This window comes from Aminobacterium sp. UBA4908 (genome assembly GCF_002398115.1).
In the GTDB taxonomy this organism is placed as follows: Bacteria; Synergistota; Synergistia; order Synergistales; family Aminobacteriaceae; genus Aminobacterium; species Aminobacterium mobile.
Genome location: NZ_DHCG01000002.1, coordinates 410,927 through 424,997, shown reverse-complemented (window position 1 = coordinate 424,997; position 14,071 = coordinate 410,927). Strand labels below are relative to the sequence as shown.

12 protein-coding genes are annotated in these 14,071 nt (G+C 47.1%); 9 read left to right on the top strand and 3 right to left on the bottom strand.

Going from position 1 to position 14,071, the window contains the following annotated elements:
• Positions 1-22: 22 nt before the first annotated feature.
• The 8 genes from B4J50_RS02920 (at position 23) to fusA (ending at position 10,849) form a co-directional block, all read left to right on the top strand.
• Positions 23-796, top strand: a complete 774-nt coding sequence (locus B4J50_RS02920; RefSeq protein ID WP_024821889.1) for a type III pantothenate kinase — start codon at positions 23-25, stop codon at positions 794-796.
• A complete protein-coding gene (locus tag B4J50_RS02915) occupies positions 768-1,814 on the top strand; it encodes a tRNA dihydrouridine synthase (RefSeq protein ID WP_024821890.1) in 1,047 nt (348 codons plus the stop codon). The genes B4J50_RS02920 and B4J50_RS02915 overlap by 29 nt, the downstream gene beginning before the upstream one ends.
• Positions 1,799-3,319, top strand: coding sequence for a lysine--tRNA ligase (gene lysS / locus B4J50_RS02910; RefSeq protein WP_286847461.1), 1,521 nt, complete (start codon positions 1,799-1,801; stop codon positions 3,317-3,319). The genes B4J50_RS02915 and lysS overlap by 16 nt, the downstream gene beginning before the upstream one ends.
• 14 nt (positions 3,320-3,333) lie before the next feature.
• Positions 3,334-5,355, top strand: a complete 2,022-nt coding sequence (gene ligA, locus B4J50_RS02905) for an NAD-dependent DNA ligase LigA (protein WP_286953916.1) — start codon at positions 3,334-3,336, stop codon at positions 5,353-5,355.
• 8 nt (positions 5,356-5,363) lie between these two features.
• Positions 5,364-5,660, top strand: a complete 297-nt coding sequence (gene gatC / locus B4J50_RS02900; RefSeq protein WP_024821893.1) for an Asp-tRNA(Asn)/Glu-tRNA(Gln) amidotransferase subunit GatC — start codon at positions 5,364-5,366, stop codon at positions 5,658-5,660.
• 1 nt (position 5,661) lies between these two features.
• The gene (gatA, locus tag B4J50_RS02895; RefSeq protein ID WP_286953914.1) at positions 5,662-7,131 is read left to right on the top strand and encodes an Asp-tRNA(Asn)/Glu-tRNA(Gln) amidotransferase subunit GatA; all 1,470 of its coding nucleotides are present in this window, start codon (positions 5,662-5,664) and stop codon (positions 7,129-7,131) included.
• On the top strand, positions 7,131-8,603 hold the full coding sequence (gene gatB / locus B4J50_RS02890) for an Asp-tRNA(Asn)/Glu-tRNA(Gln) amidotransferase subunit GatB (protein ID WP_286847469.1): 1,473 nt from the start codon (positions 7,131-7,133) through the stop codon (positions 8,601-8,603). The genes gatA and gatB overlap by 1 nt, the downstream gene beginning before the upstream one ends.
• A 164-nt stretch (positions 8,604-8,767) precedes the next feature.
• Positions 8,768-10,849, top strand: coding sequence for an elongation factor G (gene fusA / locus B4J50_RS02885; protein WP_286847472.1), 2,082 nt, complete (start codon positions 8,768-8,770; stop codon positions 10,847-10,849).
• Positions 10,850-10,958: 109 nt separating this feature from the next.
• Here fusA and B4J50_RS02880 read toward each other — a convergent pair whose 3' ends face one another.
• From B4J50_RS02880 to B4J50_RS02870, 3 genes are read right to left on the bottom strand one after another with little or no spacing between them, the layout of a single operon-like run.
• On the bottom strand, positions 10,959-11,174 hold the full coding sequence (locus B4J50_RS02880) for a hypothetical protein (RefSeq protein WP_024821897.1): 216 nt from the start codon (positions 11,172-11,174) through the stop codon (positions 10,959-10,961).
• A 30-nt stretch (positions 11,175-11,204) separates the two neighbouring features.
• Entirely contained in the window at positions 11,205-12,623 is a 1,419-nt protein-coding gene (gltA, locus tag B4J50_RS02875) for an NADPH-dependent glutamate synthase (protein WP_156923336.1), read from the bottom strand.
• Positions 12,624-12,626: 3 nt separating this feature from the next.
• Positions 12,627-13,460 carry a sulfide/dihydroorotate dehydrogenase-like FAD/NAD-binding protein gene (locus tag B4J50_RS02870; RefSeq protein ID WP_024821899.1) on the bottom strand — a complete coding sequence of 278 codons (834 nt, stop codon included), beginning with the start codon at positions 13,458-13,460 and terminating at the stop codon, positions 12,627-12,629.
• Between the two features lie 274 nt (positions 13,461-13,734).
• On the opposite strand from B4J50_RS02870, the gene B4J50_RS02865 reads away from it, so the two are divergent.
• Positions 13,735-13,971, top strand: coding sequence for a glutaredoxin domain-containing protein (locus B4J50_RS02865; RefSeq protein WP_024821900.1), 237 nt, complete (start codon positions 13,735-13,737; stop codon positions 13,969-13,971).
• Positions 13,972-14,071 lie beyond the last annotated feature (100 nt).

Genomic DNA, 14,071 nt, shown 5'->3' with positions numbered 1-14,071 from the left:
ATATTTGGGAGGAGGCAGTGGCATGCTGTTAGTCCTGGATGTAGGAAATACCACAACGGTAGTGGGTATATATAAAGGGGAGGAGCTTTTGGCTCACTGGCGGCTTATTTCAGAACGTCATACCTCTGATGAGATAGGCATTTATCTCCTTAACTTGCTGAACATAGCTGGAATTAAACCAGAGAATATAAAAGGAGCTATATTATCGAGCGTTGTTCCAGCTTTGGATGTGGCCATACGAGAGGGAATTTATAATTATTTTCATTTAGATTGTGTCAAGGTCTCTTCAAAATTAGATCTCGGCATGGAAGTTCGTTATGGAGCGCCTCTGGAAGTAGGTGCCGACCGTCTTGTGAATGCGGTGGCAGGAAAGGCTCGTTATGGAGCGCCCTTGATTGTGGTGGATTTCGGTACGGCCATTACTCTTGATGTTTTGTCGAAAGATGGCGCCTATCTTGGCGGAACAATTTCACCGGGGCTTATTTCCGGAATGGAGGCTCTCTTTGGCCGTACTGCGAAACTGCCCCAAGTATCTCTCGAAGCGCCTTCTTGTGTTATTGGGAACAATACGATGGAATCTATTCAGTCGGGGATCATTTATGGGAATGCCGGACTTGTCGATTTCTTAGCCCGCAAGATATGGGAGGCGTTGGGTGAGACGTGTCTCGTAGTTGCTACTGGAGGCCATTCAGAAGCTATAGGAAAAATATCAGAAGTGATAGGGAAAGTTGATCCGTGGCTTACTTTGGAAGGATTGCGTATTATATATGAAAGAAACGTGCCAAGTAAAGAATAAAACCTTTGGAGGACTACGAACTATAGGAGGAATTCCCCTGGATTCTCCTCTTATTTTGGCCCCTCTAGCTGGCGTAACAATTCCGCCGCTCAGGCTCTTTTTTAAAAAAATTGGAGCCGCGGCTGTCCATACAGAAATGGTGAGTTGTTCCGGACTGATACGGGAGAATGAGAAGACGTCTCGTATGCTCTCTATTTGTCCTGGCGAGCAGCCCACAATCTTACAGCTTTTTGCAGGGGATGTGGAAACGTTAGTTCGAGGAGCAGAGAAGGCCCTTCATAATGCTCCAGACCGCTTCGCAGCCCTAGGCATTAATATGGCATGCCCTATGCCGAAAGTGTTGAAAAAAGGGGCGGGTTCCCGATTACTTGAGTTCCCCGACAAGGCTGTATCCATGGTGGAGGAACTGAAAAAAATGGGCCTGCCAGTGTGGGTAAAAATAAGAATATGTCCCGAGTTTTTACCATATTCGACATCTTATTTTTGTGAGGAACTTCTTCGTGCAGGTGCTGATAATATATGTCTCCATGGTCGGACTCCTGCACAGCGATATTCTGGAACGGCAAATAGAGAAAAAATAGCTGAAATAGCCCATTCTTTCCCCGGGTATATAAGCGCGAGTGGAGATGTTTTTTCGGTAGAAGACGTAGAAAAGTATCTCGAAGCAGGGTGTGTTACGGTTTTTATTGCCCGAGGAGCACTGAAAGATCCCTTTATCTTCCCTCAAACACTGGCAGCTTTGGGCTTTTCGGTGGATAATAGATTGTTATGTCCCTCCATTGATTTAAAAATATCCATGATGGTTGAATTGGGGGATCATATTGCAGAAGAGACCAGTCCAAGACTGGCTGAAATATTAGTAAAGCGGCTTCTCTCAGGTATGTTTAAAGGAACCCCAGGAATAGCTGAATTCCGACGGGAGAGCGCCGGCATTCACGGCTGGAAGGAAATGAAACAACTGATGGGCAGCTGCGGGCACTATCTTGAAAGGAGAGAAGTAATGTGTCGGCCAATGTAGATACGAAGACAGATCAGACAGCTCTTCCCGAAGAGGAAATATTCCGTCAGCGGAAAGACAAACTTGAAAGGTTAAAAGAGGAAGAAGGATATAATCCGTACCTCGTTGAGCGGTGGAATCGAGAGGATATTTTAAGTGCGGTACGTAAACGTTTTGACCATTTGGAGATAGACCAGAGTGACGAAGAAGTACGTCTCAAGGTAGCTGGTCGAATTATGACTTTGCGCAAGCATGGGAAGGCCATGTTTGCCAATCTGCAAGATGAAACGGATACGATGCAGCTTTATTTCCAGCTTAATGCAATGGGAGAAGAATCCTACGAGTTTGCTAAGAAATGGGTGGATAGCGGAGATTTTGTAGGAATCGTAGGATATCCCTTTAGAACTCGTCGCGGAGAATTGACCTTATTGGTTACAAAATGTACGCTGCTCTCTAAATCCCTTCGCCCGCTTCCGGAAAAATGGCATGGGCTTAAAGATACGGAGGTTCGCTACCGTCAGCGCTACCTTGACCTTATGGTGAACCCAGATGTGCGGGAAAACTTCAGGAAACGATCAGCGATTATTGCCTCTATAAGAAAAACGTTGACAGATCATGAAACCCTTGAAGTGGAAACTCCCATCCTCTCACTTTTGGCGGGGGGTGCGAATGCCCGTCCCTTTAAAACCTTCCATAACGCTTTAGGAGTGGAAATGTACCTGAGAATAGCTACGGAGCTTTTCTTAAAGCGGTTAATTGTGGGTATGTATGGCCGAGTTTTTGAAATTGGTAAAAATTTCAGGAACGAAGGAATCGACACAATGCACAACCCCGAATTCACCGCTATGGAAGTGTATTGGGCCTATGCCGATTATAATGACATGATGGATCTTACGGAAGAAATTATTCGCAATGCCGCTCTTGCCGTAGGAGATATGACAGTGAATTATCAGGGCGTAGAATTGGATTTCGGCAAGCCTTTCCGAAGGGCTACAATGCTTGATTTAGTGAAGGAATATGCTGGCGTGGACTTTAATACTATTACGAACGATGAAGACGCACGGCGGATAGGGACTGCCCATGGAGTAGAGTTGAAGGGGACGGAGAGCCGTTTTGGGGTCTTGAACGAAATGTTCGAGACTTTTGTTGAAGACAAACTGATTCAACCTACTTTTGTTATAGGGCATCCTACTGAAATTTCCCCATTGGCGAAGCGCGATCCCGAGAACCCTGATTACACTCATCGTTTTGAACTTTTCATCTGTGGGTCTGAAGTAGCCAATGCCTTCAGTGAGCTCAACGATCCTATAGACCAACGGGAGCGATTCCTCGATCAGCTGCGGAAGAAGGAAGCGGGGGACGAAGAAGCTCACGTCTTTGACGAAGATTTTATTAATGCAATAGAATATGGTTTGCCTCCCACTGGCGGCCTTGGGATTGGTATCGACAGACTTGTTATGTTCCTGACGGATTCCAAGTCTATAAGGGATGTCATTCTTTTCCCCACCATGCGCCCGAAAGCATAAAGGAGGCTCTTTTGGTGGATCGTGAAGAAGCGAGGAAACGAATAGAAGCCCTTCGTGACGAACTTAATCATCACGCATATCTTTATTATGTACTTGACAGCCCTGTTGTTGAAGACGATGTGTATGACAGCCTCATTAAAGAGCTGGTCCATCTAGAAGAGCTGTTTCCAGAGTTCGACGATCCAGACTCTCCTACACACAGAGTGGGAGGGGCTGCTCTTGACCGGTTTGAAAAAGTAGTTCATGAATCTCCACTTTTAAGTCTCGATAACGCGCTATCGAAAGAGGAGCTATGGCCTTTCTTTGATCGAGTTTCTGAAGCGCTGGGGCTTGCCGGTCTGGAGTATATTTGTGAACTTAAGATAGACGGTCTTGCCGTTTCTCTTCTTTACGAAGATGGAGTTTTTGTTCGAGGGGCAACTCGTGGAGATGGCCGGATTGGCGAAGATGTAACGGCTAATTTGCGGACAATTCGCTCTCTCCCCCTTAAATTACGAGAAGCAATTCCCGGGCGTCTGGAAGTCCGTGGCGAGGTGTTAATGACGAGGGAACAGTTTGCTGCTTTGAACGAGGAGCGAGAGGAGGCGGAGGAGCCTCTTTTTGCCAACCCCAGAAATGCTGCGGCTGGAAGTTTGAGGCAGCTGGATCCTTCTGTTACGGCGTCACGAAAACTCTCGATTTTTCTTTACCACCTCATTGATCCAGAAGCCTACGGCCTTGAGAACCAGTCACAAATTTTAGTGTGGCTGCTCCGCTTAGGTTTTCCCGTACAGAAGGCCTGGTGTGTGTGTAAAGATCGAAAAGATGTAGATGGCTTCATAGAAAAGTGGCGAGAAAATCGTTTCCATCTTCCTTATGCTACCGACGGAGTGGTGGTAAAGGTCAATCAGGTGGGTCTTTGGAAGGATTTAGGCACAACGGCGAAAGCTCCTCGATGGGCCGTTGCCTTTAAATATCCGCCAGAAGAAAAAGTGAGTCGTATCTTGGAAATCGAGGTATCAGTGGGGCGAACAGGGACTCTTACTCCTGTCGCCCATCTGGAACCTGTACATTTGGCAGGGAGCATAGTCAAGCGAGCGAGTCTTCATAATGAAGATGAGATACGGCGAAAAGATGTTCGAGTTAGCGATAGGGTACGGGTTCGTAAGGCAGGAGAGATAATACCTGAAGTTGTTAGCGTAGTTTTAGAGGATAGGGACGGTTCAGAGAAAGTTTTTAACATGCCTGAAACCTGTCCAGCCTGCGGTTCTCCTGTGGTGCGGATCCCCGGCGAGGTGGCCCTGCGATGTCCGAACCGAGCGTCTTGTCCTGCCCAGCTCCGGGAAGGCATAGCTCATTTTGCGTCGAGAGCTGCTATGGACATTCGAGGGCTTGGAACGAAATTGATAGCGCAGCTTGTGGAACGGCAGATGGTCCGAAATATGGCCGATTTATTTGCTCTCCGCCGCGACGATCTCCTGACGTTAAATCGCATGGGAAACAAGTCGGTAGAAAATTTGCTTCAGGCTATTGAAAAATCTAAAAGCCGATCATTGTCGCAGGTTATGACGGCCCTTGGCATTCGCCTTGTAGGACAGAAAGTAGCCGATATTTTGGCGAATAACTTTAGAAGTATTGAGAAACTCAGAAATACGCCGGAAGAGGAGCTTTCCACTATCGATGGGGTAGGTCCTAAGATAGCTGCGTCTATCCGGGCTTTTTTTCATGACAAGGCTAACGAAGAGATGCTCCGTCACCTTGAAGAAGCGGGCGTCACTATGGCTGTTGCGGAAGAGGTAGAGGAGGGCCCTGTCCCTTTTGAAGGGAAGCGTTTTGTCTTTACAGGTGAACTTCAGTCCATGACGAGAGACAATGCCGAAGGTATTGTTAAAAAACTTGGCGGAGATTTTTCTTCGAGTGTCAGTCGAAAAACTTCTATAGTTGTGGCAGGGCCAGGGGCAGGCAGCAAGCTCCAAAAAGCGCGGGAACTTGGGGTTACGGTAATTGATGAAGATGAGTTTTTGAAGATGATACACCCATACGTGGGTGATAAATAGGAGGATTGATGATGGCTGTCGAGGCAGAAGATATCAGGCATGTAGCTGCGCTCGCCCGATTGGAGATCAGCGAAGAAGAGGTTAAAGCCATGCATCAGCATTTTGAAAAAATTATGGCTTACTTCAATCGACTTAGCGAACTGGATCTTCAGGGTATAGATGCATTTGCCTTAAAGGTAGATGAAGAGATTCCCTGGAGAGAAGATGTAGAGATAGACAGCTCCGTGAGAGAAGAGGCTCTTAACGAAGCTCCTTATCGTCATGGAGACTTTTTCAGAGTCCCCCGGATAGTAGAGGAGGAGTAAGATGGAACTCTATGAACTTTCAGCTGCTCGAATTGCTTCAGGTATTTCGTCGGGCGATTTTTCTGCCAGCGACGTTTTTGAAGCGTGTCTGAACCGGGCGCGGTCTCTGGAGACTCACATATCTGCTCTTTTGACGGTCACGGAAGAAGAGGGACGATGTAAGGCAAAAGAAATAGATGAGGCACGGGCTGCGGGGAAAGAACTGGCTCCTTTGGCAGGGGTTCCCTTCGTTTTGAAAGACAATATGTGTACTCGAGGTATTCCTACCACTTGTGCCAGCAAGATTCTTGGCCAGTGGAAGCCCCCCTATAATGCAGCTGTTTTTGACTTTCTGAACGAGGCGGGAGCCGTGCTTTTGGGGAAAGCAAATCTCGATGAATTTGCCATGGGAGGCACAACAGAAAACTCTATTTACGGCCCAACATCTAATCCGTGGGATTACGAGAGAGTTCCAGGAGGAAGCTCTGGGGGAAGTGCCGCGGCTGTGGCGGCTGGGTATGTGCCTTTTGCCCTGGGAAGCGATACAGGAGGGTCTATTCGTCAGCCTGCCTCTTTTTGCGGAGTATATGGGTTTAAACCTACCTACGGTCTTGTAAGCCGATGGGGGCTCATAGCGTTTGCTTCCTCCCTTGACCAGATCGGCCCCTTTACGCGAACAGCGGAAGATATAGCTCTTATTCTCAATACCATAGGAAAGAGCGACGAAAGAGATTCCACCTGTAGCCGACGCCCTCGGCCAGACTACACGGGCGCTCTTTGCGCAGAGTCATTAGCTGGTAAAAAAATAGGCGTGGTTAAAGAGCTTGAAGGATATGCATTGCATCCGGACATTCGCGCGACCTTCGATACAACTTTGGCTTTCTGCAAAGAATCAGGGGCGGAGATAGTGGAAATATCCCTCCCCACTACGATCGGGTATGGGCTTGCCTGCTACTATATTTTAGCGCCGGCTGAAGCCAGTTCCAACTTGGCGAGATTTGACGGCGTCCGCTACGGTCTTTCTACAGAGGCTGACTCTCTTATCGACCTCTACATGAAAACAAGGGCTCAAGGCTTGGGCCCTGAAGTAAAACGCCGGATTCTTATAGGTACGTATGTCTTAAGTTCGGGATATTATGATGCCTACTATCTCGTGGCTCAAAAGGTTCGCCAGCTGATTACCCAGGAATTTAAGTCGGCATTTGGCAGTGTGGACGCAGTCTTGTTGCCCACAGCACCGACCCCTGCCTTCAAGAAGGGCTCCTTTGAAGATGACCCAATACAAATGTACCTGACAGATGTTTTTACATTGCCAGTGAACTTGGCAGGTCTCCCAGCTCTTTCCCTCAATGGAGGGTATACGTCGGAAGGTCTTCCCATAGGCATGCAGTTCATAGCTCCGCGATGGGCGGAAGAGAGCCTTCTGTCTATTGCATCTGTTCATGAAAAAACCTTTGGTGCGGCTCCTATTGCCAAGGGAGGTGCTCGTTAATGTCTAAACTAACTTTTACCCCGGTTATCGGTCTTGAAATTCACGTGCAGCTCGCTACGAAGACAAAAATATTCTGCTCTTGCTCTACGGATTATATTGGGGCGGTTCCTAACACGAATGTATGCCCGGCTTGTCTTGGGTTGCCTGGTTCTCTCCCCTCCTTGAACGGGAAAGCTGTGGAATATGGAGTAAGGGCTGGTCTGGCCTTAAATTGCACAATACGGGAAGCCACGCGGTTCCATCGTAAAAATTATTTTTATGCAGACCTACCTAAAGCCTATCAGATTAGCCAGTACGACCTACCCATAGCGGAGAAGGGGTATGTTGAGATAACGACTGAGGAAGGCGGCCCTCATAAGATACGGATCACACGTCTCCATCTGGAGGAAGACGCCGGAAAGCTTGTGCATGAAGCTACAGACGGCCGACTGGCTGGAGCCGATCAGTCTTTCGTGGACTATAACAGGGGAGGCGTTCCTCTGGCGGAAATAGTTTCTGAACCAGATCTTCGTTCGGCAGCAGAGGCTAAAGAGTATGTATCAAGACTCAGACAGCTTGTGAGATATCTTGAAGTGTCTGATGGCGATATGGAGAAGGGCTCGTTGCGGGTAGACGCCAACATATCGGTGAAGTGTTCCGACGGTCGTTGGGGCGATAGAGCCGAGGTAAAGAACCTCAACTCCCTGCGGGCTTTGGAACGGGCCTTGGAATATGAATTTAAACGTCAAAGCCAGCTTTTGGCTGAAGGGAAGACTATTGTTCAGGAGACCCGCCATTGGAACGACGTAGATGGAGTGACAATGGCGACGAGAAGCAAGGAAGAGGCTCATGATTATCGCTATTTCCCTGAGCCTGACTTGCCACCTCTCATTCTTCCCAAAGGTTTTGTGGAGAAGATCAAGAGCACATTGCCCGAGCTTCCATGGGAAAAAGTGGAGCGGTTCAAAAAAGAATATGAGCTTTCGGATGTTGACGCCATGATTCTTTCAGAACATGTGGCCCTTGCCGACTTCTATGAAGCCTGTGTTCGTGCTGGAGCGACTCCTGCCCGAGCAGCGAATTGGGTCAGGACAGAAGTGCTTAGAATTTTGAACGACAAGAAAATAGAGCTTGCTGATTTCCCTGTAGCTCCTGAAATTTTAGCGAAGATTATCGCTAAAGTTGATGATAATAAAATTTCTACAACGGCAGCTCGAGAAGTTCTCGACACGATGGTGGACCGGCGTCTCTCTTTGGAGAAGGCGATGGAGGCCTGTGGTGTTCAGGAAGGCGGCATAACAGGGGCTCAGCTTGAAGAGATGGTTCAATCTGTGTTGGATAACAATAGTGATGTGGTGGAAGTTATCCGAAGCGGAGAGGACAAAAAGGGCAAGAAAAAGAAGTTTCTCCAAGGGCTTGTTATGAAAGAAGCTCGAGGGCAGGCGGATCCGAAGGATGTTGTTTCGGTTCTTGAGAAATTGCTTGGAATATAGCGTTGTGTTTGGGCAGGGTATGTGTTCCCTGCCCTTTGTTTTATTGACTATCGAATCGGCTATGCGTAAGATAAGACAGTATCATTTCAAGACTATAAAACAGCCTGAATGCTGGCCATTGAACGCTGTGGCAGTAGGGGGCATATTTGAGGAGGTAGTAGGGTATGGGAACGCGCAAACCTGAAGACATCAGAAGTATTGCCATTGTAGCTCACGGTGGAGCCGGCAAGACGTCCTTGGTGGAGGCTATGCTCTTTTCCAACGGCGATATCTCCCGAATGGGGACCATCGAAGGCGGCAACACCGTTGCAGATTTTGGTGCAGAAGAGCAGAAACGGCAGATTTCTATCAACACCGCTCTGGTAACCTTGGATCGTAAGAACAAGAGACTCTATCTTCTCGACACACCAGGTTTCGCTGACTTTATAGGCGAGATGCGTTCCGCTATGCGAGTATCTGACGCGGCATTAACAGTCGTAAGCGGTCTCCATGGTGTAGAAGTGCAGACTGGAAAGGCCTTTGAGTTTGCAGAAGATTTTGAGATCCCTGTAGTTTTCTTTGTAAGTAAGCTCGATCGTGAAAATTCTGATTTTTCTAGAACTGTAGCGGATATAAAAGAACAGTTGAGCGAAAAAGCAGCTCCTTTTTTTCTCCCAGTAGGAGAAGAGCTTTCTTTCAATGGTCTTGTAGATATACTGAAGCAGAAAGCGTACCTTTATAAAAATGACGGTTCAGGTTCTTTCTCTGAAAGTGATGTTCCCTCAGGGATGGCTGACGAAGTGGCTTCTTTGAGAGAGTCTCTTGTAGAGTCGATTGTGGAAGCCGACGACGAACTCATGATGAAGTATCTGGAAGGGGAAGAAATATCCAGCGATGAACTTATGGCTGCTGCAAGAAAGGCAATACGAGAACGGCACATTTTCCCCATCCTCCCTGGCTCTGGAACGGCCAATATCGGTGCTCACCAGCTCCTTGATTTTCTAGCGGATATGCTTCCCTCCCCCCTCGAGTCTCATCACAGAAAGGCTATGGTAGGGGAAGAAGAAGTAGAAATACAGGCAAGTCTGGATACGCCCTTTTCAGGACTTTGCTTTAAAGTAATGGTAGACCCTTATGTCGGTAAGCTCTCGTATATCAGAGTTTTTTCAGGCCACTTGGCCAGCGATGGAATTCTTTATGACGTGAATAGAGATGAAGAAGAGCGCATCAGCTCTTTTAAATTCATGAAGGGGAAAGATGGAACAGACGAAAAAGAAATTATTGTGGGTGATATTGTAGCCATTCCGAAACTTCATAGCACCCAAGTTGGCGACACAGTAAGCGTAAAAAGCCAGAATATCCAGTTCCCCCCCATTAATTTCCCTAAACCTGTTTATAGCGTTGCAGTGTTGGCCAAGAGCCGCGCTGATGAGGATAAACTTTCCAACGCCCTTCATAAAATTCTTGAGGAAGATCCAGTCCTTACCTTCGAAAAGAACCCGGAAACTGGCGATAACGTTTTGTCGGGTATGGGCGACATGCATATAGATATTGTTCTTTCTCGCATACGTGAGCGTTACGGAGTTGAACTCGAAACGAAAACGCCCCAGGTTCCTTATAGAGAGACAATACGGAAAAAAGCTGAAGCTCAGGGGAAATATAAAAAGCAGACTGGCGGCCGTGGGCAGTATGGAGACGTCCATATTCGTTACTTGCCCCTAGAGAGAGGAGCCGGGTTTGTTTTTGAAGATAAAATTGTAGGCGGTGCTGTGCCCAAAGGGTATATCCCCGCAGTGGAGAAGGGGCTTAGAGAAGCTCTGTCGAAAGGTCCTTTAGCGGGATTCCCCACGGTAGATTTTCAGGCCGAGCTTTTCTTTGGTTCCTATCACGAAGTGGATAGCTCTGAAATGGCCTTTAAAATTGCAGCATCCATGTCTTTCAAGAAAGGAATTCTTGAAGCGAACCCAGTACTTCTTGAACCCATTATGGTTGTGGAAGTTATAGTTCCCGAAGAGTACCTTGGTGATGTTATGGGCGACCTTAACAGTCGTCGCGGCCGAATATTAGGTATAGACAGCCACGGACGCTTGCAGGTCGTGAGAGCCCAGGTTCCTCTTGCGGAGATGTTTAAATACGCTATTGTCCTTCGCTCCATGACATCTGGTCGAGGAACATTCTCTATGGAGTACGACCATTATGAGGAAGTTCCGGGGGATGTTGCGAAAAAGGTTATTGCTGAGCACAAGCAGGAAGAGGAAGAAGAATAATAAGAAGCATAGAATATGGAATGTAGAAATAAACCAGAAGGGGCCTCAACGAGGCCCCTTCTGGTTTATGTACATTAATAAATGTGCGGAGGTATGCCAAGACACAGAGCTAACGGTTCTTCTGATCTTCCGAGAAGAACTTCCACATAGTCGCCTCTGCTTTTTCAGGGCTAAGAACACCTTCTGACATGACATGTTTCCATGCCCGTTCAGTTAAGGAACCAATATAGCGATCAAAATCGGCGTTCAGGCGCTTTGCTGCTATTTCTAAAGTTTCTTTACGAAACATTTCCCATTTAGCCGCTTTTCTCTCGTCTATAGACATCTTAGCGTCCCTCCTTTGTATATGCTGACGTTACTTTTTTTCTCCTGCTTTTTTTGTGGAAATATATTCGTCGATGGCTACAGCCGCTTTCTTTCCTGCGCCCATGGCCAATATGACGGTTGCGGCTCCGGTAACAATATCTCCACCAGCAAAAACCCAGTCTGGGTCTGCTTGCCCTGTCTCTTCATCGGCTTCAATGTATCCCTTCTTATTGAGCTTCAGTTCAGGGAAAGCGTTGAGCAAGACTTTATTGGGGCCTTGTCCAATAGCTTCAATAATAGTATCGGCCTCAAGGGTAAACTCACTGCCGGCAACGGGCTGAGGACGGCGACGGCCAGAAGCGTCAGGTTCGCCAAGTTCCATGCGGATACACTTGACTCCCACCAGGTTGCCCTTGTCGTCTCCTACGTACTCTACAGGGTTTGTAAGCCAGTTGAATACGACGCCTTCCTCTACGGCGTGATGGTACTCTTCAATACGGGCAGGAAGCTCTTCAAGAGAGCGGCGATAAACCACCTGCACGTTCTTCGCGCCGAGACGAAGAGCGGAACGGGCAGCATCCATAGCCACGTTTCCGCCACCTACGACAACCACTTTCTCTGACTCTTTCACAGGGGTGTCGTATTTAGGAAATTCATATCCATGCATTAAATTGATTCGGGTCAAGTACTCACTGGCAGAATACACGCCATTCAAGCTTGTTCCAGCAATTCCCATGAAATGAGGAGTTCCTGCTCCGGATGCAATGTACATGGCATCGTAATTATCACGAATTTCTTCAATGGTAACGCTCCGTCCTACGACGGTATTCGTCTGAATCTCTACGCCTAAAGCCTTAATGTTCTCAATCTCACGGCGTACGATAGCTTTAGGAAGACGGAACTCAGGAATGCCATACATGAGAACTCCGCCTGCGGCATGCAATGCCTCAAAAACAGTTACTTTATATCCCATTTTTGCCAAATCGCCAGCAACTGTCAAACTGGAAGGGCCAGAACCTACAACCGCCACTTTCCCTTTCGTCTGAGGTACGACCTTAGGTGGCTCTTTGCTGCCATGCTCAGCTTTCCAGTCGGCTATAAAACGCTCCATTTTACCGATAGAGACAGGATCATATCCCTTTATTTTCCCTACAGTGCAAACGCCTTCACACTGCTTTTCCTGAGGGCAGACACGTCCGCACACTGCAGGAAGGTTTGTGTACTGGGTAATAATCTCATACGATTCTTCCAGATTTTTTTCTCTAATAGCTTTAAGAAAAGCTGGGATATTAATGGAGACTGGGCACCCTTTAATACACGGAGCATTCTTGCACTGAAGGCACCGAGAGCTTTCTGCTACAGCCTCTTCAATGCTATAACCTATAACAACATCATTAAAATTCTTAATCCGTTCCTCAGGTGATTGCTCGGGAACGGGCAGTCTTTTAGGAGCAATATTCAACGCCATTTCCTATTCACCCATTTCAGCCTGAAATTTTTCCAAAGACATTTTTTCCTCGTCTTTGTACTGTCGCAGACGGTTCATGAACTCGTTCCAGTTCACGCCCCAACCATCGAACTCTGGCCCGTCGACACAGGCAAATCGGATCTGGTCGTTGATTGTTACTCTGCAGCCACCGCACATACCAGTTCCATCGATCATGATGGGGTTGAGTGAGACGAAAATGGGAATGTTCAATTCTTTCGCTTTGAAAGAAGCGAATTTCATCATGATAGAAGGACCAACGGCCCAAGCCTGGTCGATCTTCTCGCCACGCTCTGACAAGAGAGCCATGGCATCAGTAACCACACCCTTCATTCCTGCAGAGCCATCATCGGTAGTGATAATGAGTTCATCGGAGACTTGCTCGCACTCTTCCTTCATGATTACAAGGTCTTTATTCCGTCCGCCAAGGATGGTAATAACCTTGTTTCCCGCTTCCTTCAAAGCGCGGATAATGGGGAAGAGAGCTGCAATTCCTACTCCGCCACCAATGCCAAGCACTGTTCCATAATGCTTGATCTCGCTAGGAGTGCCCAGAGGTCCGAGAATATCAGAGAGAGAATCTCCCTCGTTCAATTCGGCAAACTCTGCTGTCGTCTTCCCTACAATCTGGAAGATCATCCTGATGAGCCCTTTCTCTCTGTCAAAATCAGCTACTGTGAGAGGAATCCGCTCACCTTTTGGGTTCGTTCTAATAATAACGAACTGTCCGGGCTGGACATGTCGCGCTACCCTTGGAGCCTCGACCCATACGTCGAACTCCTTCGGTACGACAAGCTTTTTGGAGACTATTTTGTACACTTTGTTTCCTCCTCGTTGTATCGAAGATGTACTGGGGGTAAATTTATTTGGGGTTGTGTTATCCACTCTCATCTCGATACCTTATATGTTATATTTATTTTGTCAATATAAATTATGCCACGAATCCTTCCTACTATACCTCAAGTTTTTTGCGATTTTGCACAAGGAAAAACATTACCCCCTACTTTATCCAAATGCAAGAATTGACGAATCAGGGGGAGGGATGTAATATACCTATAGAGGGTATATTCTTCAAAAAAAGGAGGAAAACAAAATGATTAAAGTATATTCCACTCCCACATGCCCCTGGTGCACAAAAGCCAAAGAATATCTTACTTCAAAAGGGATGATTTTTGAAGTAATTGATGTCTCCCAAAATAGGGAGGCGGCTATGGATATGGTACGAAAGACTGGCCAGATGGGAGTTCCAGTGGTGCAGTTTGATGAGAAGTATATTGTGGGGTTTGACCGACAGGCTATCGACGAAGAAATTGAAAAACTAAAGGCATAGCTTGCATTTCTTCAACTCTCCCATATCTGTCTTTTATACTTTCCCATAGCTTTGAGGTGAGAAAGAGTATAAAATTCTTACAGAGTTCAGATATAGGGAG

Excerpts from the sequence above, each read along its gene's own strand:
- B4J50_RS02915 (WP_024821890.1), top strand. The coding sequence starts at position 768 with ATGAAAGAAACGTGCCAAGTAAAGAATAAAACCTTTGGAGGACTACGA.
- gatA (WP_286953914.1), top strand. The coding sequence starts at position 5,662 with ATGGAACTCTATGAACTTTCAGCTGCTCGAATTGCTTCAGGTATTTCG.
- gatB (WP_286847469.1), top strand. The coding sequence starts at position 7,131 with ATGTCTAAACTAACTTTTACCCCGGTTATCGGTCTTGAAATTCACGTG.
- fusA (WP_286847472.1), top strand. The coding sequence starts at position 8,768 with ATGGGAACGCGCAAACCTGAAGACATCAGAAGTATTGCCATTGTAGCT.
- gatC (WP_024821893.1), top strand. The coding sequence starts at position 5,364 with ATGATGGCTGTCGAGGCAGAAGATATCAGGCATGTAGCTGCGCTCGCC.
- B4J50_RS02880 (WP_024821897.1), bottom strand. The coding sequence starts at position 11,174 with ATGTCTATAGACGAGAGAAAAGCGGCTAAATGGGAAATGTTTCGTAAA.
- B4J50_RS02920 (WP_024821889.1), top strand. The coding sequence starts at position 23 with ATGCTGTTAGTCCTGGATGTAGGAAATACCACAACGGTAGTGGGTATA.
- gltA (WP_156923336.1), bottom strand. The coding sequence starts at position 12,623 with ATGGCGTTGAATATTGCTCCTAAAAGACTGCCCGTTCCCGAGCAATCA.
- B4J50_RS02865 (WP_024821900.1), top strand. The coding sequence starts at position 13,735 with ATGATTAAAGTATATTCCACTCCCACATGCCCCTGGTGCACAAAAGCC.